General features: G+C 47.3%; 21 protein-coding genes and 2 pseudogenes. 9 read left to right on the top strand and 14 right to left on the bottom strand.

All coding sequences use genetic code 11. The annotated features are described in order from the left end of the window. Positions 1–175 precede the first annotated feature (175 nt). Together DMB88_RS05650 and DMB88_RS05645 are read right to left on the bottom strand one after the other, a co-directional pair. Positions 176–805 (bottom strand): pyroglutamyl-peptidase I, encoded by a 630-nt coding sequence (locus DMB88_RS05650; protein ID WP_128100564.1) that lies wholly within the window; start codon positions 803–805, stop codon positions 176–178. 73 nt (positions 806–878) lie between these two features. Further along, positions 879–1,880 carry a Gfo/Idh/MocA family protein gene (locus tag DMB88_RS05645; RefSeq protein WP_128100563.1) on the bottom strand — a complete coding sequence of 334 codons (1,002 nt, stop codon included), beginning with the start codon at positions 1,878–1,880 and terminating at the stop codon, positions 879–881. A 382-nt stretch (positions 1,881–2,262) separates the two neighbouring features. Between DMB88_RS05645 and DMB88_RS05640 the strand changes: the two genes are divergently transcribed. The 4 genes and pseudogenes from DMB88_RS05640 (at position 2,263) to DMB88_RS05625 (ending at position 7,312) form a co-directional block, all read left to right on the top strand. Then, positions 2,263–3,996, top strand: coding sequence for a helix-turn-helix domain-containing protein (locus DMB88_RS05640; protein ID WP_164848618.1), 1,734 nt, complete (start codon positions 2,263–2,265; stop codon positions 3,994–3,996). A 166-nt stretch (positions 3,997–4,162) separates the two neighbouring features. Next, a pseudogene (locus tag DMB88_RS05635) lies at positions 4,163–5,184 on the top strand (FecCD family ABC transporter permease). Positions 5,185–5,194: 10 nt separating this feature from the next. After that, positions 5,195–6,211 carry a FecCD family ABC transporter permease gene (locus DMB88_RS05630; RefSeq protein ID WP_128104330.1) on the top strand — a complete coding sequence of 339 codons (1,017 nt, stop codon included), beginning with the start codon at positions 5,195–5,197 and terminating at the stop codon, positions 6,209–6,211. A gap of 147 nt (positions 6,212–6,358) precedes the next feature. Then, positions 6,359–7,312 (top strand): iron-hydroxamate ABC transporter substrate-binding protein, encoded by a 954-nt coding sequence (locus tag DMB88_RS05625; protein WP_128100561.1) that lies wholly within the window; start codon positions 6,359–6,361, stop codon positions 7,310–7,312. Positions 7,313–7,716: 404 nt separating this feature from the next. On the opposite strand, the gene DMB88_RS05620 is transcribed toward DMB88_RS05625, so the two are convergent. The 4 genes and pseudogenes from DMB88_RS05620 to DMB88_RS05605 all read right to left on the bottom strand — a co-directional run bounded on the left by DMB88_RS05620 (position 7,717) and on the right by DMB88_RS05605 (position 10,572). Beyond that, on the bottom strand, positions 7,717–8,139 hold the full coding sequence (locus tag DMB88_RS05620) for a macro domain-containing protein (protein WP_128100560.1): 423 nt from the start codon (positions 8,137–8,139) through the stop codon (positions 7,717–7,719). Positions 8,140–8,166: 27 nt separating this feature from the next. Beyond that, a pseudogene (locus DMB88_RS05615) lies at positions 8,167–9,131 on the bottom strand (TIGR02452 family protein). Then, positions 9,124–9,615: a riboflavin biosynthesis intermediates N-glycosidase gene (locus DMB88_RS05610; RefSeq protein ID WP_128100559.1), complete on the bottom strand. Its 492-nt coding sequence runs from the start codon at positions 9,613–9,615 to the stop codon at positions 9,124–9,126. The pseudogene DMB88_RS05615 and the gene DMB88_RS05610 overlap by 8 nt, the downstream one beginning before the upstream one ends. Before the next feature lie 84 nt (positions 9,616–9,699). Beyond that, on the bottom strand, positions 9,700–10,572 hold the full coding sequence (locus DMB88_RS05605) for an NUDIX hydrolase (protein WP_128104329.1): 873 nt from the start codon (positions 10,570–10,572) through the stop codon (positions 9,700–9,702). A gap of 378 nt (positions 10,573–10,950) precedes the next feature. On the opposite strand from DMB88_RS05605, the gene DMB88_RS30145 reads away from it, so the two are divergent. From DMB88_RS30145 to DMB88_RS05590, 4 genes are all read left to right on the top strand, one after another. Continuing rightward, positions 10,951–11,118 (top strand): hypothetical protein, encoded by a 168-nt coding sequence (locus DMB88_RS30145; protein WP_164848617.1) that lies wholly within the window; start codon positions 10,951–10,953, stop codon positions 11,116–11,118. Further along, entirely contained in the window at positions 11,082–11,384 is a 303-nt protein-coding gene (locus DMB88_RS05600) for a MarR family winged helix-turn-helix transcriptional regulator (protein ID WP_128100558.1), read from the top strand. The genes DMB88_RS30145 and DMB88_RS05600 overlap by 37 nt, the downstream gene beginning before the upstream one ends. A 64-nt stretch (positions 11,385–11,448) precedes the next feature. Then, on the top strand, positions 11,449–13,200 hold the full coding sequence (locus tag DMB88_RS05595; protein ID WP_128100557.1) for an ABC transporter ATP-binding protein: 1,752 nt from the start codon (positions 11,449–11,451) through the stop codon (positions 13,198–13,200). 52 nt (positions 13,201–13,252) lie between these two features. Beyond that, complete coding sequence (locus DMB88_RS05590; RefSeq protein WP_174715332.1) at positions 13,253–15,019, top strand: ABC transporter ATP-binding protein; 1,767 nt, start codon at positions 13,253–13,255, stop codon at positions 15,017–15,019. A gap of 153 nt (positions 15,020–15,172) precedes the next feature. Here the strand turns inward: DMB88_RS05590 and DMB88_RS05585 are convergent, their stop codons facing one another. Then, the gene (locus DMB88_RS05585; RefSeq protein WP_254438471.1) at positions 15,173–16,744 is read right to left on the bottom strand and encodes an ATP-binding protein; all 1,572 of its coding nucleotides are present in this window, start codon (positions 16,742–16,744) and stop codon (positions 15,173–15,175) included. A 258-nt stretch (positions 16,745–17,002) separates the two neighbouring features. Between DMB88_RS05585 and DMB88_RS05580 the strand changes: the two genes are divergently transcribed. Continuing rightward, entirely contained in the window at positions 17,003–17,317 is a 315-nt protein-coding gene (locus DMB88_RS05580; RefSeq protein WP_128100555.1) for a hypothetical protein, read from the top strand. Between the two features lie 84 nt (positions 17,318–17,401). On the opposite strand, the gene mglC is transcribed toward DMB88_RS05580, so the two are convergent. From mglC to DMB88_RS05550, 7 genes are all read right to left on the bottom strand, one after another. Beyond that, positions 17,402–18,421, bottom strand: coding sequence for a galactose/methyl galactoside ABC transporter permease MglC (mglC, locus tag DMB88_RS05575; protein ID WP_128100554.1), 1,020 nt, complete (start codon positions 18,419–18,421; stop codon positions 17,402–17,404). A 15-nt stretch (positions 18,422–18,436) separates the two neighbouring features. Beyond that, positions 18,437–19,942: a sugar ABC transporter ATP-binding protein gene (locus DMB88_RS05570; RefSeq protein WP_128100553.1), complete on the bottom strand. Its 1,506-nt coding sequence runs from the start codon at positions 19,940–19,942 to the stop codon at positions 18,437–18,439. 80 nt (positions 19,943–20,022) lie between these two features. Continuing rightward, entirely contained in the window at positions 20,023–21,084 is a 1,062-nt protein-coding gene (locus DMB88_RS05565; RefSeq protein ID WP_128100552.1) for a galactose ABC transporter substrate-binding protein, read from the bottom strand. 382 nt (positions 21,085–21,466) lie between these two features. Continuing rightward, the gene (locus DMB88_RS05560; protein WP_164848616.1) at positions 21,467–22,570 is read right to left on the bottom strand and encodes a substrate-binding domain-containing protein; all 1,104 of its coding nucleotides are present in this window, start codon (positions 22,568–22,570) and stop codon (positions 21,467–21,469) included. A 1-nt stretch (position 22,571) separates the two neighbouring features. After that, positions 22,572–22,817, bottom strand: a complete 246-nt coding sequence (locus tag DMB88_RS30850; RefSeq protein ID WP_254438470.1) for a sensor histidine kinase — start codon at positions 22,815–22,817, stop codon at positions 22,572–22,574. Further along, positions 22,793–24,382: a cache domain-containing sensor histidine kinase gene (locus DMB88_RS05555; protein WP_254438469.1), complete on the bottom strand. Its 1,590-nt coding sequence runs from the start codon at positions 24,380–24,382 to the stop codon at positions 22,793–22,795. The genes DMB88_RS30850 and DMB88_RS05555 overlap by 25 nt, the downstream gene beginning before the upstream one ends. Beyond that, entirely contained in the window at positions 24,379–26,025 is a 1,647-nt protein-coding gene (locus tag DMB88_RS05550) for a response regulator transcription factor (protein ID WP_128100550.1), read from the bottom strand. The genes DMB88_RS05555 and DMB88_RS05550 overlap by 4 nt, the downstream gene beginning before the upstream one ends. Between the last annotated feature and the right edge of the window lie 153 nt (positions 26,026–26,178).

Raw genomic sequence — 26,178 nt, 5'->3', positions numbered from 1 at the left:
CATGAATTAAATTTATTTGACTGTGTACAGAATATCCTGTACCCACTTAGCAAAAAAGGTTCCCAATTCTCACGTCCTAACGTGGAATTGGGAACCTTTCTTTTATGCTTTATGCGAATCCATGTCCATCATACCTTTAGCTGCCTCAATCAGAGTCATCTTAAACCAGAACTCATTATCCTTTTGCAGTGTGCACCACGGTACGGATCATCACCCTTAACCCGTCCAACATCATTCCTATCGGCAAAGAAGGAACAGCAGGCTGCAGCACAGCCATCTCCGTTGAAGCAGGGAAATGAACGAATCCAGCACAAATCGGCAGCTGTTCCAGACGAATCCAATCCAGCACACGATACATCGTGTTGTTACAAATATAAGTTCCTGCCGTGTTGGATACAGCTGCCGGGATGCCTGCTGCGGTTAGGTCATTCACCATAGAACGGATCGGCAGGGTAGAAAACAACCCATCTGGGCTGCCTTCACGAATCAGCTCATCCACAGGACGCTGTCCCTGATTATCAGCGTAAGAGCTTGGCGGAATATCCTTAACGTTTACAGCAATGCGTTCCGGTGTAATGGCTGTTCTGCCTTTTGCCAGACCACAAGCAATCACCACATCCGGCTTATACGCCTGCATCTCTGCGATCAGAAGATCAGCACATTCGTCGAAGTGTACAGGCAGCAGCACCGTCTTCAGCACTGCACCCTCCACCTTTTCCTGTGTAAGAGCTTCCATCAATTCAGACGTGGGATTCACCGCATCGCCGCCAAAAGGTTCAAATCCAGAAATTAAAATTTTCAGCATGATGCCTTCACTCCTACTCGTTATACGCTATCTATCTGGTTCGAAACGTTTTCGGTTCGTTCAACATCAACCATTACTCAAACTTATAACGCAGTCCCCACTGCGCACGAATCGTATCCATCAGTTTCATAATTTCCAAGGACTCATCCAGCGGAATGGTTGAACTTTCCGTTTTACCTTCCAAGATGCAACGTCCTGCTTCTTCTGCTTCAAACGCATAGCCAATGCTTGTACGTTCATCGGTGAATTTCTCAGGCTCATCTTGTCCATTTACATGCAGATATGCTTCCTTCCCTGCGAGGAAGAACGGTAACCGGATGTATCCTTCTGTACCATAGATGACTGCTTCATTGCTTAGGTTCAAACGAATAGCTCCATGCAGTGAGGCTGAACGTCCCTCAGAATAAGACAGCAATACAGAGAATTGTTCATCAACACCTGTCTCTCCAATGTTCGCGGTACTCCACACATGCTGTGGCTGCTCGCCAAAGATCATGGAAGCGAATGAAATAGGGTACACCCCTGCATCAAGCAGTGCTCCACCGCCAAGTTCTGGATTAAGCAATCTGCCCTCTGGCTCCCAGCCAATGCGGAATCCAAAGTCTGCTTTTACCAAGCGTACTTCTCCAATTCGTCCCTCCGCAATCCATTGTCTAGCCTGCACAATCGGTGGGAGAAAACGTGTCCACATGCCCTCCATTAGAAAAAGCTTGTTCTCACGCGCTGTCTCAACCAGCTGTTCTAGCTGACGACCATTCATGGTAAAAGGCTTCTCGCACAGCACGGCTTTCCCGGCCTCCAGACAAGCAAGCACATTCTCCTTATGAAATGGATGCGGTGTAGCGACATAAATGATATCCAGCTCCGGATCTTGCAGCATCTCTTGGTAGGTGCCATAGCTACGTTCGAATCCGTATTCCGCCGCAAACGAATCCGCGCTTTCCTGCGTCCGGGAACCCACTGCCGCCTTCACAGCATTGCCCGCATGATTCAGATCCTTCGCAAATTGCGATGCGATCCAGCCCGTGCCCATAATGCCCCACTTCACTTTGTCCGTTCCAGCAACTCCTGTCATATGAAAGCCTCCCTATTACTCTATTCGGTATACATTGACCTTTTTCATGCAATGGAAACGTTAACTCTCCTTTATTTTACCAAAAAGAATCCGTTACGTCAGAACATGGTTTCATTCTCACGTCAGGATATCTAATAAGATCTGTCTGAAGGGGCTCGCTCACATTTCAATTCCACCTTATTTTTGCTAAGATTATCAACAGATCACGGATGAAATGGACGGACTCATACCATCCTGATCGTATTTGCCTTTACAAGTTCAGTGGCTATTACCAGCATCATATTAAGTATGTTCACGTGTCGACCATGATTCACCACCGATAAGCGACTACGTTTTTGTAAATGCTCAACACGATCACTATGTTATGGAAGGAGGTTACATATTGAGTACGAACCCAGGCGAAATGAATCTGTCATACAGCGAGTCCACTGCGGCTCAAGGCAAGCAATCCTCCCAGCAGGATCATGCCATTGAATCCGTTCGCTCCATTCAAAGCGATTTGCAACCATTTCTTGCGGATGCGCTCCTTGAGCTGGGTCAAGCTGAGCGGATTGCAACCCATCAAGCATGGAGGTGGAACAGCTCATCGCTCCCCCACCATACCTTTATATATATGCATAAATTTACGGGAACACTTGTAGCAGACGGGCATTCTACCCCGGTTATGCGCAAATCAGCTTTTCTTGGCAAGCCAGGTATGACCCTGGAGCTAGTCAGCGATTCAGATCAAGAAGCTGAACTATATATCATTACGTATGATCTGTTTCGGGCAACCGAGAAAACAAACGAGCGACGAATTTACGAGCGTGAGCTTGAGTATCCGTTTACCGGCTGGATTCAAGGGCCTTACTACGGCATACAACGCATTGCATCACAACTCACGGTTGAATACGGGCTTACCCTCTTGAAAAAGCAAATGCTTATAACTGAACTATTACATATGTTATGGCCGCAAGAGAAGCCACTTCTTACAGAAGCAGATGATGAATCAAAGTCATGGTTGCAGAGCACGATGAAGTACATGCAGGGCAACTATATGTACGAAATTAAGCTAGAACAACTTGCTGAACTTGCCAACATGCATCCCTCGTATTACTCCCAGCTTTTCAAAACCCGGATGCACAAAAATCCAATTGAATATATAACTCATCTACGGATGAATCGCGCAAAGGAATTGCTGATCACCTCTGACCTTAGAATTCGTGATATCGCTCGTCAGGTTGGATATCGTGATGAATTCTACTTCAGCCGTCGATTCAGAAACCATTCTGGATATGCACCAACAGCCTATTCGAAGCAGGTACACCGAAACATCGTGTCCCTCTCCTATCCATATACAGATCATCTCATGACGTTAGGGATAACCCCTTGTGCGGCTCAGATTCAAGGTCACTTACCACATCTGCCAAAGTCTCTCACACTTCCGTTCCATGCTTATGAACCATGGGAACAAGGTCGTGAAGCGTTCCTTGATGTGAATCCAGATCTCATTCTGACCAAGGATAATGCATACGCCAAGGCCATGGAGCACATAGGTGATATAGCTCCCATTATCACAATTCCTTGGAATGAGACAGATCTCTTCGGCCATCTGGACCGAATTGCGACACTTGTGGATCGTACACAAGCTGCCAACGACTGGCTGGAACGACACGAGCGCAAAGTAGAACGAGCCCGTAAGAAGGTTCGTGAATCCATCGGACAAGCTACGGTGGCTGTATGTACCATGACGGCAAAAGGAACGCGTATGTACAGTACCCGTAATTTTGGGCATGTCTTTTATCGCAGTCTTCAGCTGCTTCCACCTGAACGTATTCAAGCAGAGCTTGCTGGAAAATCTCCAGGTGTGGGATTCAATTGGCTGCCGATTACACCAGGCGAATGGGATGGTTTGGAAGCAGACATACTGATTATAGCTGTTTCATCGATGAAGGAACGATCCGCCTTGCTTCATCAATTAGCCAGTGATCCTCTATGGAACCAATATCCCGCAGTCAAAAATGGACGTGTGCATGTCATCGATTGGCAATCTTGGGTCGTATACGCTCCCTATTCCATCAACATCCAGCTCGAAGAAGCGGTTCATCTGTTGACGAGCCAAACTCCATTTAGGTAATCTAGGACATGCCCTAAAAAATGTCCATCTCCAAAATCTTAATTTATCCCATGTACGAGGCTAAATTAAGATTTTATAATGATCTCTAATTGATAATGATAATCAATAACATCAGCAACACCATGCTGACGCAACAAAGGAAGTGAACTGAATTCAACACTCTGGGCTGCCACATCGTCCCACCAATCAACGAAAATCAACCGTGACAGTGAGCTTATTGTTTCTGTCAGCCATCTCGGTTCTGCTCATAAGTCTATTTGTCTCCATTTCGCTGGGTGCCAAATTTCTATCACTTGAGACGGTATGGTCTGCAGTATTTCAGTATAACCCAGCCCTAACCTCTCATCAGATTATTCATGAGCTTCGGCTTCCCCGGGTGATTGGCGCTGCTGTTGTGGGTGCAGCTTTTGCCGTTGCTGGCGCATTAATGCAAGGCATTACTCGCAATCCGTTAGCAGATACAGGTGTGCTGGGAATCAATGCTGGGGCAACGTTTATGGTGGCACTCAGCTTCGCGCTATGGCCAGGTTTACCCTACGCTTCTCTGATGGGACTATCTTTTGTGGGTGCGGTGCTTAGCACATGTTTTATTTTTGTGCTAGGTTCAGCGGCACCTGGGGGTTGTCTTCCATTCGTCTGACCGTTGCAGGCGCCGTTGTCGCCGCGATGCTTAGTTCTCTTAGTTCAGGTATCGCGATTTATTTTGACTTAAGCCAAGATCTGGCGTTTTGGTATGCGGGTGGGTTTGGGGGAATGGAGTGGCGGCATTTGAAGATGATCGCTCCTGTATTGCTCATTACGCTCATTCTCACGATGCCTCTTGCTCGGCGGATCTCGCTAATGTCACTAGGCGAGGAAGTTGCACAAGGACTCGGCATTAACATTCGCTGGACCAGATTACTGGCTTTAACTGTAGTCGTTGTGTTAGCCGGTGTTTCGGTATCTGCTGTTGGCTCTATTGGATTCGTCGGACTGGTCATCCCTCATATTTCCCGCAAGCTTGTCGGGGTAGACTATCGGCTAATTATCCCGATGTCTTCGTTGCTCGGCGCGATTCTGCTCGTTCTAGCGGATCTTGGGTCTCGGATTGTAAATCCACCCGAGGAACTAGCGGTAGGAATCATGGTTGCCTTTGTCGGGGTACCGTTCTTCCTCTATCTGGCTCGTAAAGAAAGGAGAGCCCTATAGGATGAATAAGATGAATGCACAAGCCAGGACGCGTAGAACCCGTTCCATTGTCGTTAGTGTCACACTGCTCTGCATCGCCTGTGCTGTTATCATCATCAGTTTGAACACAGGCACGATTCGGATGTCTCCAATGGCTGTACTGCAAACCTTGCTAGGCAATGGTAGCTCGGATGATCACATTGTGTTATTTGATTATCGTCTGCCGCGTATCTTAGTTACCGTTCTAGCTGGAGCCGGACTTGGCATCTCAGGAGCCGCTTTACAAGGAATTACACGCAATCCTTTAGCCGATCCAGGCATACTTGGATTGCATGCGGGAGCAGCACTGGGATTAATGGTATTCGTAAGCTTGTCACATTCCATGGACAGCCCGGCCGCCCTGTTCATTCCATTGTTTACTTTTGCCGGAGGCATAGTAGCCGCGCTTATCATTATGCTGTTAGCCTATGATCGCCATAATGGTGTTTCTCCCATAAAGCTCATTCTTGTTGGGATCGCCGTTGCGGCTGGCTTTCATGCTTTAACGTTGTACCTTTCCCTTCGCTTGGATGAGGATACGTATTCCTTTGCTGCTCGCTGGCTAGCGGGAAGTGTCTGGGGACGTGACTGGGTGCATGTGCAGGCTCTGCTTCCATGGGTTGTTCTATGCATTCCTTATATCTGGAGTCGATCCAAGACACTTGACGCCTTCGGTCTTGGAGATGCCGCAGCCACGGGTATCGGTACAGCTGTTCGATCCCAGCGCATACTGCTGCTCTTATGTACAGTCGCTCTATCTTCGGTCAGTGTGTCTATGGCTGGGGGCATTGGTTTCATCGGGCTTGCTGCACCTCACCTGGCTCGCAGACTTGTCGGCCCGATGCACAGACATCTGATCCCGGCTGCTGGGCTGATCGGCATGGTCATTCTTGTTGCTGCCGATACGATAGGGCGGACTATCTTTCAGCCTAATGCTATACCCGCTGGCATTGTCGTCGCGGCTATTGGCGCGCCCTACTTTCTGTATCTTTTGGTACGGACCAAATAACCTACTGGATGGTACTACACTGTTACATCCCGAGTTGAATTAGCCTATTAGTTCAATTCAAGAAGAATAACTGCTGTTGCTATATCCAATGTTGTTACTTCAAACTATTATGCATCTATGAGATGTCCAAGGAGAATGTGATTACCCATGTTAAAGAAAAATATGATGCTCCTCATTAGCGTCTGTCTAATACTCGTGCTTGCCGCCTGTGGGACTGCCAGCAATTCATCTTCATCTGCTTCTACTTCTGGTTCCTCTACAGATACGTCTGCGGAACAGCAGGATAATAATGCGGCAACTGGCGATCAGCGAATCGCATCGATGTCCATTCACTTAACCAACAATCTGCTCGCTCTAGGTATTACACCCGTAGGTTCTGTTATTGGCGGGGAAGCCAAAGCGTTCTTGTCTCACGTGGCTGACCGCCTGAAGGACACCACACCACTCGGACCAGTCAAAGACCCTGACATGGAAGCGTTGCTTGCTTTGAAACCGGACGTCATTTACCTTGATGAGGAGTACTCAGGTGATGATATTGCGAAGTTCGAGAAAATCGCTCCTGTACATGTATTTAACTTGGACGACGGGACATGGCGCGATAACCTCAAAGCGATTGGCAAGCTCGTAAATCGGGAAAAAGAAGCAGAGCAATTCATTCAGAATTATGCGACAGAGACAGAAGACGTAAAATCGTTAATTCATGATAAGATCGGCGATGGTACCGTTATGGCTATTCGAGTGACAGCTAAAGAATTACGTGTATTCAGTACCAAACGTCCGATGGGGCCAATTCTATACGATGATCTGGGATTAACTCCAGCCAATGGAATTAAAGACCTTGATTCCTCTAAACCTTATCAAGTCATTTCTCGTGAGGTGTTGCCAGACTTCGATGCGGATGCCATATTTGTCGTAGTTAATTCGGATGCAGACGCGGAGAATATGTATACAGAATTGCAGAATAATCCGATCTGGCAAGGGCTAAAAGCGGTAAAAGCAAATCATGTCTACCCTATCAAAGCCCAGCCTTGGCTCGACTACTCCGCACTGGGGAACCAGATGGCGCTGGATGAAGCTAAGGAAATGTTCTCAAGTAAATAATGTTAATGGAACACACATATCTATAAGTGCGTGTTCAAAAAGGTCGGTTTTCAGTACCGACAAGATGGAATGAAGATAGAAATGGAGTAGCGGAGCGTAGGCAAAACTACGTGAGCAACGGACATTTCGGCTGAATTTCATCTTCGATGCTGAGATGCCTTCAGGCATCCATCGTAATCAAAAGCGGACTTTTTGAACAACCTCTATAACGTAAATTGAAAAACCTCTGCTACGCACGGAAGAAGTTCGAATCAGAACGGAACTCCGCCTGCGTTAGCGAGGTTTTTTTGTTTTTGTTTTTATTTTTATTTTTATTTTTATTTTTATTTTTCTGGCAGATAAAATTTTCATTTCCCCTCAAAAAAACGATATGATGTAGCCTCCGATTCCGGATCATAAAGTGATCATAGCGTACACACAACAATCTCAATATCCGTCTCAGCAAAGGTATCCTGAAGGATTGTCCGTACCTTCTCCCACTTCAATCGATCCAGCCCACATCCAATCTGCGGCATAGCTAGCTTGCCAATTCCTTGAGCCACACATACGTCATGCATAGATTCAACTGCACGGGTAAAAGACTGATATGTCGGCTTATTCGAGAACTTCGCCTTGGTGACCAAATTCAAAGTTCGTCCTACCGGATAACATGTCCCGATCTCAAGAGGTTCTTGCTTCGCTTGCTCCTGCAGTACCTCAAGTCCGAATCGTTCTCTAAACTGTACCGCAATCCCTGCACCCATACGGGCATCGGCCGAAATACAGTGAGCTAGCGAATAATCTTCATCCATGGAAAATAAATCCTGCTGTATCTCTCTAAACTCCATACTGATTACTTCCTCCCAATTAATAAGTTATGCTCCAGTGAAACGCTGCTGAAATGCATTCAATGTCGACTGATCTTTGGTTCGATCGAAAACTGCAAATACGATACGTTCGAATGCCTCTCGATAATGTTCATGTATCAGGACATCATGGAAAAACTTCGCAACCTGCACCGGATCATTCTGAAATACGCCACATCCAAATGCACCTAGTACAATGGTTCGGTGTCCATGTGCGATTGCTACGTGCAAAATGTACCGAATTCGTTGCTTCATGACTGACTCAATCATCTGATCGTCAGCTTCTTCTCGCGCTCTCACAACACCGGCATTGACCGCTGGAGCGGTAATGAAGGCTGCACAATACGGCTTAACCAATAATCGATCTTGATCATCACGAATCACTGGAACCTCAGGCGAATAAATCATATGATCCGAATATAGACAGGTTCGCAGTTTCCGATTATGTTCGTACATCTCTGTCATCTGCGCAATGCACGGGTACAGCCCTGTTGCACGCGCCAGACTTTCCTCCTGTGCCTGACTTCCCCAAGAAATCCGCCGCCTGGATTTTTGGCAGAGGCAAAGTTTAGGCAGACGACATCTTTCAGCTGCTCATCCGTCACTAGACGTGCAGCAGCCGCAAGTGTTGTTTCTCCCGTAACTTCAATGATCGTACTGGATGGTTTAGCTGATAGAGCCGACTGATTCAGCTGATCCTTAAACGTTTGCAGCTCTGTTGGTCGGTATAACACTGAATGCTGGATGGCATATTGCACATCCTCATCGATCCTTACGTTCCGGTCATATGAATTGACATAGCTTCCCTGTTCGAGAATAGCTAACGTTTCGTGGGCAATCCGAGATCTGCTTGCGCGTTGATTCGTCGGTTGGTTATGAGTCGTTCTGTTAGGAGTCGTTCTGTTCGTTCGGTTGTGACCTTGTTGACTAAGATTCTTTGGGCTGCTGATCTGGTTCTGTTTATGTTCACTCATGTTTATCACTTCGACTTTCTATGTTTTCTCTCAACTGGGTAAGAATCTCGCCTAACCAGTTCGTCCCTCTCCATGTTCTGCGATTCCGAATTCGTGGGTCTTCTTCCGCTAAGCCGACTCCCCAGATTCGGTCATCCGGGCTTGCTTCAACAAGGGTCGTGCCGCGAGTAGCCAGTAATGCTTCCAGTAGATCGTTATTCTGCGTGAATTTCGCTTCATTACCCTCATAAACGATGCGCTTGCACTCCGCTTCCCAGACTGTCTGGTTGAAGTTAGCAACCTGTCTGCCCAGTTTTTTTTGCACAGATGCGGAGCTTGACTTCAGTATTTTATCTGCAATAGCCTGATCTCCGAACAATAGTGCTTTCTGGTGCATCATGTATTGCTCCGCGCTGGTATAAGATACACCATTCACTGCAAAATCTGCGGGATGCCATTGCGAAAAGGGCGATGCTGTGCGCCAGAAAAATGTAAACTTTTCCAATGTGATCTCCTCCTTTCTCTACCTAAATCTCGTATTCCAAAACGGACTTAAGGAACAACCTCTATAGCGTTATTTTCCGTATCCTTACGTTGCAGGTCGATCAGGATTCAATCGATATAAGCGGGATGGGCGATGTCCTGCACTGCCTGCATATTCCCCCGTCTCTACGACCCAGTCCGCGATCTTACGTCGAAAAGCAGCCGCCAGCAGCTTTTTGCCACCGATAATTTCGTATACTTTCTGCAGTGCTGTCAGTGTAAACGTATCTGGCATGAGATTAAATGCTATGTCTGTATACTCAACCTTCGAACGCAGACGCTCCAGCGCATACAAAATAATCTTGGCATGGTCAAAGGCAATCCCCTGCGCTTCCATCACCCGCATGCTATTACTTCGCACTCGCCATTCAATCGACTCCTTGGTTTCAATCACGGCCGATAGTTGCTCAATTCCATTCGTCAAAATCAACTCAATTCGGCGCTCGGTTACTCGCCTATGCTCGTGGATATGACGCTTCTCCTCCACTAACCGCTGTTCCATGCGAAACCAGTCTGCTTCGCTCGCATCATCACCAGCTGCAAGCTCTAGCTCACTGCTATCTACTAACGCCATGTAGGAACAACTGATGACACGTGTGCGCGGATCTCGGTGGACATCGCCCCATGTGTATAGCTGTTCCAAATAAATGTTGTCTACCCCGGTCTCTGTGTATAGCTCCCTGCGCGCCGCTTCTTCCAGAGACTCATCCATGGATACAAACCCTCCTGGGAGTGCCCACTGCCCTAGGTAGGGATGCCCTCCTCGTCGAATCATCAAAAGCTGAAGTGCAGGCTCGGCAAGTTTACGATAGTTGGACTGTGTCTCATTACGAATCGTAAATACAAGCATATCAACGGTGACCGAGGGACGCTCGTAATCCCCCACGTTATAGGTTGCTAGAAACTGTTGCTCACTCATTTGATCATGCTTTTGGTCATGCTTTTGGTCATCATCTCTTGAACCGTCCACCTGAAGAACCCCATGTTTTATATTGAAAAAACCATTCCGGTTTGTTATTAACATTTTGTTATTAACAAAAAGATAATAACAACTTAACATATCGATCTCGTTCAAGTCAATATTTCCCATGCCTAATTGCATAACCAGAATCGCTCTTCTAATTTTATCTAAACTGAATGTTGATGGATGCTGACGTCACTATGATGAGCATCTCTAATGAAAACGGAAATCCCTTGACCTTATGTCAAATCAAACTTATCATTTAGTTAGTCAACTAACTAAATATTCGTGTTCAAAAGTGGGCTTTTTGAACGACCTCTAAAAGGATGGAAACGTATGAATCCAGCACGTACTGAACGTCTAATGGGACAGTTATCCGAACTAGTGAAGCTCCAGCGTTACAAAATTCATGAGAAACTTGTTAACCACCCTGAGCTGTATCCGGGTCAGCCTCCCTTCTATTTCAGTTGGAACGGGAAGACGGACAGACTCAGAAACATCTAGCTGAACAGCTTCGGCGCACACCGGCTACCGTAACCGTGATGCTGAAGAGGATGGAAACATCCGGCTATGTAAGACGGGAACCCGATCCTAATGATCAGCGGAGTCTACGCGTGTACCTCACGGATCTGGGGCGCACTGCACTGCATGATTTAAGGGAGGTATTTCAAGAGCTGGAGGAACAGGCTCAGAAAGGCTTCACCCCTGAAGAATCACAGATGATGTCCACGCTCGCGCAGCGTATGGTGCAGAATTTGCGCGATACCTAATGTAGTTACTAGTTCTACAAATCATGCAGCATGAAATGCAATATGAGATGAGGTGATTTTCCGATTGTGGTCATTAAAACGATTTCTAACTCCTTATAAGTCAGCCGCTATCCTCGCCCCGCTGCTCATGGTGCTTGAGGTCGCCATGGATCTACTTCAGCCCAAGCTAATGTCAAGCATCGTTGATGATGGGGTGCTTGCAGGAGACCTGTCCCACATTATACGGACAGGATTATTTATGCTTTTATTTGCGCTAATCGGCTGGGTTGGAGGAGCGGGTTGCACGTTATTTTCCAGTAAAGCTGCCGTTGGATATGGTACTGATCTGCGCCAGGAGTTGTTTGATCATATTCAGACCTTCTCCTTCCGCAATCTGGATACGTTCCGTGAGGGCTCTCTAATCACTCGGCTTACGAGTGATATTACACAGATGCAGACCTTTGTACAGATGCTTCTACGGATGTTTATCCGCTCACCGATGCTGATCATCGGAAGTGTCATTATGGCTTTTACGATTAGTGTTAAGCTGGCGTTCATTCTGATCTTGACGATGCCGGTTCTATTTATTTTGCTATATGTGCTCATCCGAGCCTCGTATCCATTGTTCGCAAGTGTTCAGGATAAATTAGACAAGGTTAATGCTGTTCTGCAGGAGAATCTTGCCGGGATTCGTGTCGTCAAAGCATTTGCCCGTGCGAACCTGGAGCGTTCACGCTTCAAGCAATCCAATCAAGATTATACCGAAACAGCGGTGAAGGCATGGCGCATCGTAACTTTGAATGCTCCTGTTCTAAGCCTCATGCTGAATGCAACCATCGTAGCGGTATTATGGTTTGGCGGTTATCAGGTGGTCGGAGGTAGCATCGCTGCCGGGGATCTGATTGCTTTTATTAACTATGTAACGGTTGTACTCTCATCACTTACCTCGATCGGCATGATGATGATGAGCTTCTCTCGTGCCAAGGTGTCTGCTGCTCGGATCAACGAGGTGCTCCACACGCAGCCGGATATTCAATCTGGCAGATCTATTGTTGGTGAAAGTACAACATTAAGCCATATGAATCGCCGTAGTTCCGGACAGGTGGAATTCAGAGACGTTTCCTTCCGGTATGACGGAGAGCCTGCATTGACTGGAATCACCTTTACAGCTAAACCAGGGGAAAAAGTAGCTTTACTCGGCTCTACCGGCTCAGGCAAAACCTCACTAGTACAGTTAATTCCCCGATTATATGATGCCTCACAAGGCGAAGTCCTCGTCAATGGGATGAACGTCAAGCAATGGGATCTGCATGATCTTCGCAGCCGCGTCTCCATCGTCTTACAGGAATCCATCCTGTTTAGTGGAAGCATTCGGGACAATATCGGTTACGGCAAACCCCATGCAACAGAGGAAGAGATTCGTCAAGCTGCGCAAGCAGCGGCTGCACATGAATTTATTATGAACCTGAAGGACGGTTATGACACCGAGCTTGGACAACGAGGCGTCAACCTCTCGGGTGGTCAGAAACAGCGGATTTCAATTGCACGTGCACTTCTTATGCAACCGGAGGTTCTCATCTTGGATGACAGCACAAGCGCTGTAGATCTTCGAACTGAAGCGAGCATACAGAAGGCATTACACACGTTGATGAAAGACAGCACCACGATATTGATTGCCCAACGCATCTCTTCCGTACAGGATGCTGATTGTATCTATGTACTTGAAGAAGGGCGCATTGTAGCTAGCGGCACACATGATCAACTCATGGCACATTCGCCGCTCTACCAGTCAATCTATGATTCACAACAGCGGAAGGAGGATGTTCAATTTGGCTAAATCTATCTCGTCCTCCAATCAGTCAACTGCCTTGCCTCCAATCGGTGGCAGAATGGGACCACCAGGCAGAGGGCCAGTACCCAAGGTACGCGCGAACAATGCAAAACACGCCATTCTCCGGGTTTGGTCCTATATGGGACAACATCGAGCAGGCGTCATTGCCGCTCTGGTCTTGACCGCCCTTGGTACGTTGTTAAATCTTGCTGGTCCTTACCTGCTCGGCCGAGCAGTGAATGAACATATTGTCCCCAGAATAACGGAGGGGCTGCTGAAGGAATGCCTTTTGTTACTGGCCGTGTATGTACTGGGCTCCCTCATGATGTGGGCTCAATCCTTCGTTATGATTGGTGTGTCTCAGCTTACGGTGAAGGATCTACGCCAAGACCTCTTCTCTCGCCTGCAGCAGCTTCCAATCAGCTTTTTCGATAAAAATCAGAGCGGCGATCTGATGAGCCGTGCCACCAATGATATCGATAACGTATCCACCACACTGAACCAAAGTGTGACCCAATTGATGTCGAGTGCCATTCTGCTCGTTGGCTCATTATCCATCATGCTTGCCCTGGATGTGCGGCTCACCCTTCTAAGCTTAGTTACTGTGCCGTTAATTACGATTGCCACACGGCTGATCGCTTCCAAAACGCGAAAGCATTTCACAGCACAGCAGAAGTTACTCGGTGAACTGAATGGTTATGCACAAGAGACGATTGCCGGGCAAAAGGTCGTTACTGCCTATAATCGTCAAGGTGAGGCTCATAAACATTTTGTCGGACTGAATGAGAAACTACGCGTATCCAGTACGCAGGCTCAGAGTGTGTCAGGATTAGTTGGCCCTACCATGAACGTGATGAACAATATCGGCTTCGCTATTCTGGCTGCCGTTGGAGGCTGGATGGCGTATCATAATCTGACGTCCATTGGTCTCATTGTAAGTTTCCTTGCCTATTCCCGCCAGATTGAACGCCCGATTAATGATCTGGCGAACCAGTACAATTTGATTCAAGCCGCGATTGCTGGTGCCGAGCGTGTGTTTCATATTATCGATACACCGAGCGAGTACGTGGAGGAGCAGAAAAAACAACTGGATCAGATTCGGGGCAAAGTTGTATTCGAACATGTATCCTTCGGATATACACCCGAAAGACCTATCCTCAAAGATGTCAGCTTTACCGCACAGCCAGGCGAGATGATTGCTCTGGTTGGCCCAACTGGTGCAGGTAAAACAACGATTATTAATCTGCTGCCACGCTTCTACGATATTACAGGAGGACGCATCACCATTGATGATTGTGACATTGCTGAATTGGAAAAAGATCCCCTGCGGCGTGAGCTTGGCATTGTGCTACAGGATGCTTACCTATTCTCAGGCACCATCCGGGACAATATTGCTTACGGTAAGCCGGATGTAACAATAGAGCAGATTCGGCAGGCGGCCGAGCTAGCCAATGCTCACTCGTTCATTCGCAAGTTGCCGCAAGGCTACGACACACCAATTATTGCTGGTGGCAGCAACCTAAGCCAAGGTCAACGCCAATTATTAACGATCGCGAGAGCGATTTTGGCCGATCCCGCCATTCTCATTCTTGATGAAGCAACGAGTAGTATAGATACACGGACGGAAATGCATATTCAACAAGCGATGCGGACGCTGATGAAAGGTCGAACGAGCTTCGTCATCGCCCACAGGCTCAGCACGATTCGTGAAGCTGACCAGATTCTTGTCATTGACGCAGGCGAAATCACTGAGCGAGGTAATCACGAGCAGCTGATGCGGCAACAAGGCTTCTATTATCAGTTACATCAGGGACAACTCAGCTAATAGAGGTTGTTCAAAAAGTCCCATTTTCTCGGTACTGAAAACCGACCTTCTTGAACACGCACTAATAGTGACAATAGTGACTTTACCTCTGAAATACAACAGCAAACACGCCGTAACATTCCTTCTCCAAGGATGCTGCGGCGTATTTCAGTTTCAAGCAACGAGCGGGAAGTATAACGTAAATGTCGAACCGCTTCCCTCTATGCTTTTTACAATAATTTTCCCTTGATGATCCTGCACAATTTTCTGACATAGAGCTAAACCCAGCCCTGTTCCTTCTTCCTTCGTCGTATAGAATGGGTTAAATATTTTGGAGATCGTCTGTGCTGAAATACCGCTCCCTGTATCCGTAATCGAGATGAGCGCTCGATCTCCATCATGTATAAGATCGATATGTACCTCTCCCGGATCAGTCATCGCTTCAAACGCATTACGTATCAGGTTAATCAACACCTGTACGATTTTGTCCCGATCCATGTTCACAACCACAGGCTGCTCCGTCATCTCAAGCGTGATTCGATGTCCGCGTGATACAGCATCTGATTCGGTTAGTGACATCACCCGCTCCAAACAATGAGCCAGCTGTTCTGGTTTCATATGATTCGCCTGCGGTTTAGAAAATTGCAGAAATTCAGCGGTGAGATCCGTCACCCGGGTCACTTCTCCCATGATTACTTCATACCATGGAGCAATATTGAATGCTTGTCCTTTAGATAGCTGTAAGAAGCCACGGATAGCTGTCAGTGGGTTACGAATTTCATGTGCCATGCCTGCAGCCAGTTCACCGACCGATCGCAACCTTTCGGAACGGAAAGTCTCTTCTTCATTTTTGAGCCATTTGCTACGTTGTTGCCGGAGTAGTCGGTCTTCAGCGATCGTCATTAATTGCTGATGTGACGCGGCTTCTGTGGGGTATGTTGATGCGCTGTATACCACTTGTAAACCCTGTAATTTCTCGGACAATAGCGACACCATTTGTTCATCCACATCCTTTATTTCCGGAAGTATAATCGCAAATCGATCACCTGCATAACGAGATATACCGTAGGCATCTACAAAGCGTTCCCGTATGCGATCTCCTGTGTCTTTGATCACTGTACACCAGTTCGCTTCGACTTCCTGGTTAAAGCCGCTGAAGTTCTGAATGCTTAGAAGAATCAACGTAAAGGAACGACGCTCCTCCACGACTTGTTTGATCACTCCCAAATAGCCTTCATAATTCAGTAACCCCGTTAACGGATCATGGAGGGTTAAGAATTGATTTTTCTCCCTAAGCCTGCGCTTCTCAGCTTCACTATTGATTAAGGTATGGTACAAAAAGATGATGACAACTGCTGTAATCATGTCAAACAAAGATACCAGTAACGTATACGTATCAATTGGCACATACGAGAGCCGAATGACAGTGTATTGCAAAATGAGAAAGAGGGAAATGGGTAATGTCTGTGTTACACGCTGTTTATTTTGAATTAGAGACATAATGAGCATGTAATACAGCATATTGCACCAGTTCAGCTCTGTTAAATAATGAAATACCCCGAGGAAGATCCAGTGTACCTTTCTCAAAACAGGATAACGTCTCTCGGCCAGGACACTCGCTACAAATAGCACACCTGAGCCTATGGCTAACATCAGATAAGAGGTACGATCCAGTAGATGAGAGGATACAATGATCAACAGGCTTCCCAGTGGAAAAACAATCATTTTCATCGTGTAACTTAGCAAACAGCCTCGCCCCCTTTGGCCTATTACACATATCCTTATCCATATCGAATGAACTAGACATTTGCGTAAGAACGGGTAGTGAACAATCCTATTTGCATATATTATATCGATTGCCGTGAGCTGATGTTGTCGATTAATGGAGGTATTTCTAAATTCAACATGATTCTATTTATTTTCCCAACTCGTAGCGAACGTAATATGTTATAATACATTAATGGATTAATTTGGAATATTAATTCTTAATTAAGGAGGTACTATATGGAACAACGACGCAAACCAATAGGTATAGGTACACTGGCTCTGCTTGTGCTAGCTATGGGTTTCGCCTTTAATTTCCAATGGGGTAACGAACAATTCCAATTCAGCCATTACCTATTCGATTATTTTAACTGGCCGATCTACAGCAACGGTCAACAGGGGATTCACCTTACCTTTGTTGCTGCAATTGTCTTCTGGGCAGCCACAGTGATTATTGCACGAAAGTTCCATATGAACTATGGCGCAAAATTAGCCTACAGGATCGGTTCATTTATGCTCATATTCAGCGCGCTGATCTTCCCCTATACGGGGTAATATGGATCCTATTCGGTAGATGAGCTAATCAAGAAGCCAGCACCCTATTATTGTTAGGAGCTGGCTTCTACGGTGATTATGATTTTATTTTTTAGCCATATACTTACGAATATCAAAAGCAACGGCTGCTACGATGATCAAACCTTTGATAATTAACTGCCAGTATGGACTTACCCCAATAAAGGTCAGACCATAGTTAATGACCCCGAAGATCAATACACCAGCCATAACCCCAGGCACCGTACCGATTCCTCCGGCTGTAGACACCCCACCAACAACACATGCAGCAATCGCATCCAGCTCATACATATTACCGTAATTGTTCGTTGCCCCGCCTGTACGTGCCGCTTCCAACACGCCGCCTAGACCATACAGTGCTCCCGCAATGGCATATAATACGACTAGATTACGCGCGACATGAATACCAGATACATGTGCCGCCTGAATGTTGCCGCCAATCGCATACATATTTTTCCCGAGACGTGTCTTGTTGAAGACAACCCAGCAGATGAGTGCAACAAAAATAGCAATTAACACGATAAAAGGAATTGAATATCCACCGCCGAGATCAATGTAGCCTGAACCAATGACTGTGAAATCTGGTCTCAGACCACCGATCGGTTGAGATTGGTTAGGCTCGGTGTCGAAATAGATCGAGTTCAATCCATATACAGCAACCATCGTACCTAATGTCGCAATAAATGGAGGAACATGCAATTTGGCAACAATGATTCCATTGACCAAGCCAACAGCTAAACCAGCTAAAATGCCCACAAAAATCGGTATCGCTACCCACAGTTGCACAAGATCGGGAAAGAAGCGATTGGCATATTCGTCTATCTGCAACATCGAGGCCGAGACAACAGCCGTTAGACCTACGACGCGACCCGCGGACAGATCGACACCGCCAGTGATTAGTATAAAAGCAGCTCCAAGTGCTATGATCGCTCGCGTAGAGGATTGCTGTAATATATCCCGCAAAGTAGAGAATGCAAGGAAATTCGGATCAGCTATCGCGATGCCAATGACCAGTAGAATGAGTACGATGAAGATCGCGCGCTGCGCTACATATTGCTTCACCTGATTGACGACCTGCGTGTTCATGTGTTCCCCTCCTGACTAGGCCATTCGCTGCTGCGCGGCCAGTCGCATAATATCCTGCTCCGTTGCTTCCGCTCCGTCTACGATCCCCGTTAGCCGTCCTTCACTCATGACCATAATGCGATCCGACATCCCCAGTAGTTCAGGCATTTCTGAGCTGATCATAATGATGCTTTTGCCCTGACGAGCCAGTTCCGTAATAATCGTGTATATCTCGAATTTGGCACCTACGTCGATGCCACGAGTAGGTTCATCCAAGAGCAAAATTTCGGGATCGGTCAGAAGCCAGCGGGCAAGTAGCACCTTTTGTTGATTTCCACCTGAAAGGTTTCTAATTAGGGTGTTAACTGAAGGGGTTTTAGTTCTGAACTTCTCTGTTTGCTCACGAGCCACCTCTCGTCCTTTGGCCTCATCAAGCAATCCAATCCGATTACGGTACCGGCTAAGGCTAGCAATGATCGTATTTTCATACACGGATAACACAGGGAAAATCCCAGTCACTCTTCGTTCCTCGGTCAGCAATGCAATATTGTGACGTTTAGCTGCTGCAGGTGAGTTGATCTTCACTTTACTTCCATGAATGGAGATCGTACCTGAGCGAAGTGTACGGAGTCCGAATAAGGACTCGATCAGCTCCGTTCGTTGTGCCCCCACAAGTCCACCAACACCGAGCACTTCCCCTTTTCTCAGCTCAAACGATACATCTCGGAAAGAGTTCGGCTGGCTGGATGTTAGAGCCTCTGCCTTCAAGATAACGTCTCCAGGTACATTCGTTCGTTCAGGGAAGCGTTCGCTTAGATCTCGCCCCACCATCCGGGTGATGATCAGGTCTGTCGTTAGATCCTCTGCATTCCATGTTCCAACGACGAACCCGTCACGCATAATGGTGACTTCATCGGATATGGTCAGAATCTCCTCCATTTTGTGTGAAATGTAGATGATCGATACACCCCGGCTGCGCAGTTCGTTAATGATTGCGAAGAGTTGCTCCACTTCCTTGCCCGTCAGGGAGGATGTTGGTTCATCCATAACAATCACTTTTGAATGAAAAGAAACCGCCTTGGCAATTTCCATGGATTGAATTTTGGATACAGATAGTGTTCCTGCATTCACCTTCGGATCAATGTCCAGATTCAGATCCTCGAATAACGTCAATGTTTCGCTATACATCCGTTTCTCGTTGACGAATAATCCACTCATGGGGAATCGTCCTAGCCAGATATTCTCCATGACCGGTCGATGGGGAACTGGGTTCAATTCCTGATGAATCATCGAGATACCCTGCTGCAGTGCAGCCTTGGAGCTTGGAATCTCGACCTCATTCCCCTCGATTCGGATGCGCCCTTCATCTGGACGGTACATGCCAAACAAACATTTCATCAAGGTGGACTTACCAGCCCCATTTTCCCCCATAAGCGCATGAACTGTTCCCGGCTTCACTTTCAAAGTAACCTGACTTAATGCCTGCACACCCGGAAATGCCTTAGATATTCCCTCCATCTCCAATAGGTAAGGTGATTCCATCCTTCATCTCCCCTTCCTTACGCCGTCAGAAAAAAGGACGCCCTCACCGCTCGGGCGGACGTCCCTATGTCTGCTGTTGTTTATTGGGCGTCGGCAATGTTGTCTTTCGTAATTTTTTTGTAGGCAATCCAGACGTACTTGCCATCCGTGATATCATAGCCGGTGTTATCCTTCGTAGGTGTTTCTCCCTTCGCCAAAACCGTGGCCAGCGCCACCGTCGCGGCACCCTGATTCTTGGCATCATTCAGCACTGTACCCAGCATCGTGCCATCTTGAAGCGCCTGAATCGCTGGTGCTGTAGCATCCACACCAACCACCGGCATCGTTTTGCCGTCTTTGAAATATCCAGCCGCCTTCAACGCTTCAATCGCCCCAAGCGCCATATCATCGTTATTAGCTAATACCGCTTCGATTTTGTCTCCATGGGAGGCAAGGAATGCCTGCATTTTCTCCTGTCCTTTGACCCGATCCCACATCGCCGTATCCTCTGCTAAGGCTTCCACTTCAATTCCAGCATCTTGAATGGCTTGGACGGAATATTTGGTTCTAAGCTCCGCATCCTGATGGCCTGGCTCGCCTTTCAGCATGACGTATTGCAGTTTGCCATCTCCGTTCTTGTCTGCCTCCGGATGAGCCTTCCAGTAGTCCACGATGAGTTGACCCGAGATTGTACCGGATTCCTCAGCCTTCGCGCCTACGTAGTACACCTTATCCCACTTGTTCATATCCTCCGCAACGGGTTCCCGGTTCAGGAATACCACTGGGATGCTAGCCGCTTTGGCTTTGTCAATAATAACTCCCGCAGCAGTTCGATCGACCGGGTTAACCGCCATGGCATTATACTTTTTGGATACAAACAGATCGACTTTCTCGTTCTGGGTTGGCTGTGCATTCTGGCTATCGACAATATCCAGTGTCGCCTTCCCCTCAGCAGCAGCTGTCATTGAATTCCGTACACCGGTCATGAATGTATCATCGAATTTGTAGATCGCTACCCCGATCTTAGGGGTATCCGTAGCCGATGTCGATTGACCACCCGTGTCCGTTCCTGTACTCCCACCCGCACTGTCTCCACCACTGCTACAGCCCGCCGCAGCTACCATACATGCCGTTAACAGCAATGTCATCCAAGTTTTTTTCATATCCTAATGACCTCCCCCAAGTTCATTCGGCTTCACCGATGTCTTTATTATGAAAGGGTTTACAATAAATTCGAATACAATATCTTCACCTGTTTTATCGAAATCTTCCTCAGTTCGAAGAACTATTTATTTACACAGTCCACTCCGATGACAGAATAACCTTCCAATCGCTGTTATCCCCAGATTTTCTGAACTCCCTTCTTCAAAGGGAAAAATCCGGTGATAAAGGCGAACGCTCCGCTTTTCTAGGTTATTTCTGTCCTCTCCGTTAAAGTGTAAATAAGCAGTTCAACTTATATAGATAAAAAACTAAAGTATATTTACACTTGCCACTTCGATATCAGGACAAGCTTCCGATTGCTGTAACCCCCGGATAACCACCTCATTGTACAAAAGGAAAGAGCAGCTTCTGATTATCCATCCAGAACATATTATCTGTGCTCACCAGCTTCGTTTCCAATGTCACCCTTGGCTCTACATGGTTACTATTCAGGCGTGCAACTGCCTGATTCACACCTAGATAGCCTGCGCTGAATCCATTCTGCACGATCAATTGCTGGATAACGCCTTCTTGCAGTTGTTCCAGTTGCTGCTGCTCACTTCCGAATCCAACAAGTTTGATGCTTCCAATGCGCTTACGGCGATTCAATTCGTCCGCTGCCCCAAGGGACGCAGATTCCTGAAGCGTTATTATGCCGTCCACCTGGCTCTGATCCATTACCTGCTTCGTCACTTGCCAGCAGACCTCCCGATTACTGCACACTGAATAAGGGACAATCTCCATGTCAGGATACTCGGTCAGTGCTTCCTTCACGCCCTGCTCGCGGTGAACCAAACCTGGATTCATAAGGTCAGGCCCCAGTAAAGCCACCTTTCCCTTGGCTCCGAGCAATTCTGCCATGGCATGCCCCGCTTTCCGCCCAGCTTCCAGGTTATCCATGGAGATGACACTGGTGATGCCTTTCACAGGAAACTCATCATTCAGAACAATGACAGGGGCAATGTTCCCTGTTGGGCTTTTCGTTTGAGCCAGGTGCAGGATGTTACTCAGCGTCTCCTCACTAAGTGGATCAACCAATAGAGCAGTCGCCCCCTGTTGTAATGCCTGTGCAGCCGCATCCACCTGAGCCTGCTCACGCTGAGGAAGATTAATCCATTGTCGATCTCTTTCATTTTTTCTTAAAAGGAGTCCTGCACCAGATCCATCTCGTGTGCGAGAAACAGATCCATTACCGAAAGCCTCCACTGTAACCAGGTCAGCTCCTTGTTCTTTGGCGGCAGCTTCTGCACCTAGTCGAATGGCTTCAGCCAGTTCACCCGTTCCTGCTGGCGTAATTAATGCGATACGATGCGAAATGCCAGCCGAAGGCTCTCCTGCAATGCTACAAGCCATACATAACAGTAAGGTACAGCATGTGATGGAGAGCCCTACACTGCGGAATATCGGGATAGAGACAGCCCACTTGAACTTAATTAACTTGTTCATTCTATTGCTTCCCCTCGCTTCGTTCACGCTTGTACTGAATCGGAATACGGATCCATACTGTCGTACCCTCCTCCAGCTCACTTGCAAATTCCAGACCATAAGCATCCCCATAATAGAGCTGAATTCGATCATGCACATTGCGAACAGCCACACCTGAACCTGCTCCGCTTTTTACGATTACATTGCCATTTAACAAACTGGCTACCTGCTCTTCCGTCATGCCTACGCCGTTGTCCGTAATACGCAATACGAGATTGGCTTCTTCTTGATACACCCGGATCTCGATCTGCCCTCATCCATGTCATACTCAATGCCGTGCACGATTGCATTCTCAATTAAAGGCTGTAATACCAGCTTCAGTGTCAAGCAGTCCAACGTCTCCTCATCGGCTTCCATGTTGAATCTGAATTTGTGCTTGAAGCGCATCTGTTGGATCGTCAAATAATGATGTGCATGCTCCAGCTCCTCGCGAACCGTGATAATCGTTTTGCCCTGGCTGAGACTAATGCGAAACAGACGCGAGAGTGAAGTGATCATCGTAACCACTTCTTCATTACGGCTCATACCCACCATACGCACGACTGAATTTAAAGTGTTGTATAGGAAATGAGGATTAATCTGCGCCTGCAATGCCTCAAGCTCATACCGTCGCTTCTGCTCCTGCTCATGAATAATTTCATTCATCAATGCCCGAATTTTGTTGACCATGAGATTGAATCGCCGCGATAAGCGCTCCACCTCAAGCGGCCCTTCGATGGGAAGCTCTACGCTGAAGTCGCCCCGTTCCACTGCCTTCATTTTTCGTTCCATTCGGCGAATGGGACGAGTCAGGCTGGAGGACAGAATGAGGGATACGATAATTACCAGCACCAGTACAACGATAAGCACCCTTATCAAATAACCGTTGACTTCTTGACGGGTGGTTAACATCTCATCCAGATAAGCGACACCAACGATTTTCCAACCGATATTGGCAACGGACTTCACCGTATTCAGCCGTTTCTGTCCTTCCGACTCATCCTCATAACTACCCGTAGCAACCAAGGCCTGTTCAATATTTTCACGTTTGAGCCCCATGTACATGAGTTGTTGCTGCGGATGATACACGATATTGCCAGCACTCTCGTCAATGATGTAGACATATCCACGTTGACCGAGACTTACACGGCGGCTTAGCTCATCCATTTGCTTAAAATTAATGTCCACGAGCAAAATCACTTGCCGATCTTGACCATTCTGCCTTACGGTAATGCCTTTGCTCATAGATACAACCCATTTGTAGGGACCATCATACATATTCTGAATATGAGGCAATGAGAAACTAAGGTGATCTGGCACCCGCAATGCGGATTGAAACCACCCCTGTTGTGTGACATGCGCACTCGGTTTGAGCCGGGCAGACGGTCTATTTTTAAGTAAATGTCCTTCCGCGTCAAGCAATGTAATCGAGATGATATCCTCTCGACTGCTCAGCAGTGTATCAAGCTGCTTATCCACCTGGTCTCCTTCCCACGTTCCGTCCCGCAGCATATGCTCCTCAATCGCCCGATACAGATGGGACATACTACGCACATAATCCTCCAGACTGTAGCTGACCTGATCTACAATTTGCCTGGTTGTCAGCTCTGCACTCCGCTCCGCAGCTTGAGAGAATTTATCATGCAGGAGCATCGCCATTATGGTGAGTACAAGAACGATAAAGACGGAAAATGACCATGTGATGATAAACCGGATACTGCTGACTTTAGATGAACGGAGCCGATTCTTACACCAGCCCGTGAGCCCGCTAATCCAGCCGGTGAAGAACCTCATTGCGGCGATCCCTCCCGAATCTGAAGTGCCGTCTGTTTGCGATATTCTTTCGGCGAGATCCCCGTATGTTTCTTAAAACAAAAGCTGAAATAATTAGGTTCAGCAAATCCAACCCGCTCCGCAATCTGGAACGCCTTCAGTTCGGAGCCGCGCAGCATTTCCTTTGCGGCTTCCATACGAATCTGCATCACATATTGAAGAAATGTAAGCTGTACTTCCTTTTTGAAAATACCGCAAAAATATCCCGAGCTAATGTGCAGATGCCCACACACCTTTTGGATCGACAGTTCTGGATCAGCGTAATGCTCCTTCGTATAGGCTAGTGCCTGTTCGACGATATCTTTGTACACATGCTGCCGACCACTCGCAATACGCTGCTGTACTAGCATACAGACTTCTTTAACTTTGCCCTGCGCCTCAGTTAAACCCGGTAGTCGGAACAGTTCCGCATATAGCTGAAAGCCTGCTCCGAAGATATCCTCCATCGACTCCCCGGATGCCTGTGCGGCCTTCCAGACCGCAGTCAGCACCTCGATCAGGTACAATTGGATGTCACTTCGCCCATGCTCCACCGTAATTTCCCGGAAAATGATCTCCAATGCCTCGACCAGTTCTGCTTCAGTTCCTGCCTTGAGGCAGCGTGTCAACGTCTGCTGTTTCAACTCATCAAAGCGCAGTTTACCAGCCGCCTGACGTTCCACATCGGCAATATATATCAATGAATCCGTGCCGGGTACAAGCCGATAATCGAGGGCAAGCAGTGCATCCTCATAGGCATGCTTCACCTCGGTAATGGTGCTCACCAATGCACCTGAGCCAACTGTGGCAGGAATGCGCAGATAATGGTTAATGCTCCGCAGCACACTCTGAAGTGCCATCTGTTGTCGTTTCTCCCCATCCGCTCCATCCCAGCGATCCACGAACAGCAGTACAACCGTTTCCTGATGAATAAATGCATGACCTGCACTGTGCTCTCCCCATATCTCCTGCGCAATATTCAATGCAGCGAATTGCTTCAATTCCGCATCGCTCGATTCGCCCCAAGACTGCCCCATGCCTCTGCGATCTCCGTCCATATGCAGTGCAAGCACAGACACACCGTATCGCTGTCCATCGAAGTTCAAACCGCACTGCTTCGCTTTTCCATGAATATAGACGGGAGACTTCTGACGGTGAAGCAGGGTTGCCAACAGATCTGCTTGTAGTAAAGGTAAGCTTGTATAATAATGCTCCCGCAGATGCTGCACATCCTCACGTTCAGCCACCTCAGCAGCCATTTGTGCACGCAACCGAGTTAACAGCTCCATAAGGTGCCCAGCTGAGAAAGGCTTCAGCAAATATTCATCCACACTGATGGAGACCGCCTGCCTGGCATAATCGAATTCATCGTATCCGGTCAAAATAACGACTTTCACCAGCGGATTACGCTCCCGCAACCTTCGTGCAAGCTCAAGCCCATCCATAAATGGCATACTGATATCCGTGACCACAATATCCGGTTCTACCCGTTCCGCCATCTCCAGCGCTTCTCGTCCATTCTCAGCCAAACCAACAATGCGCAGATCGAGCGCTTCCCAATCCACTTCGACCACTAATCCTTCGCGTACGTCCTCTTCATCATCCACCAGCAATACCCGATACACTGCCGATTCCTCCTTTTATTAAGCCGATCATATGTCCAAGCAATAATGTATATGTCGTAATACATCAAGGTTGCCATCATAATATACAATAATAATTTGCAAATGTAACCGCTTTCTTTTATAGTGAAGGAGACGGAAGGAAATTGGAGATTC

It is taken from the genome of Paenibacillus sp. DCT19 (assembly GCF_003268635.1).
Classification (GTDB): Bacteria; Bacillota; Bacilli; order Paenibacillales; family Paenibacillaceae; genus Paenibacillus.
The sequence above is the reverse complement of the archived record's forward strand: the minus strand, read 5'-3'. Positions and strand labels throughout refer to the sequence as shown.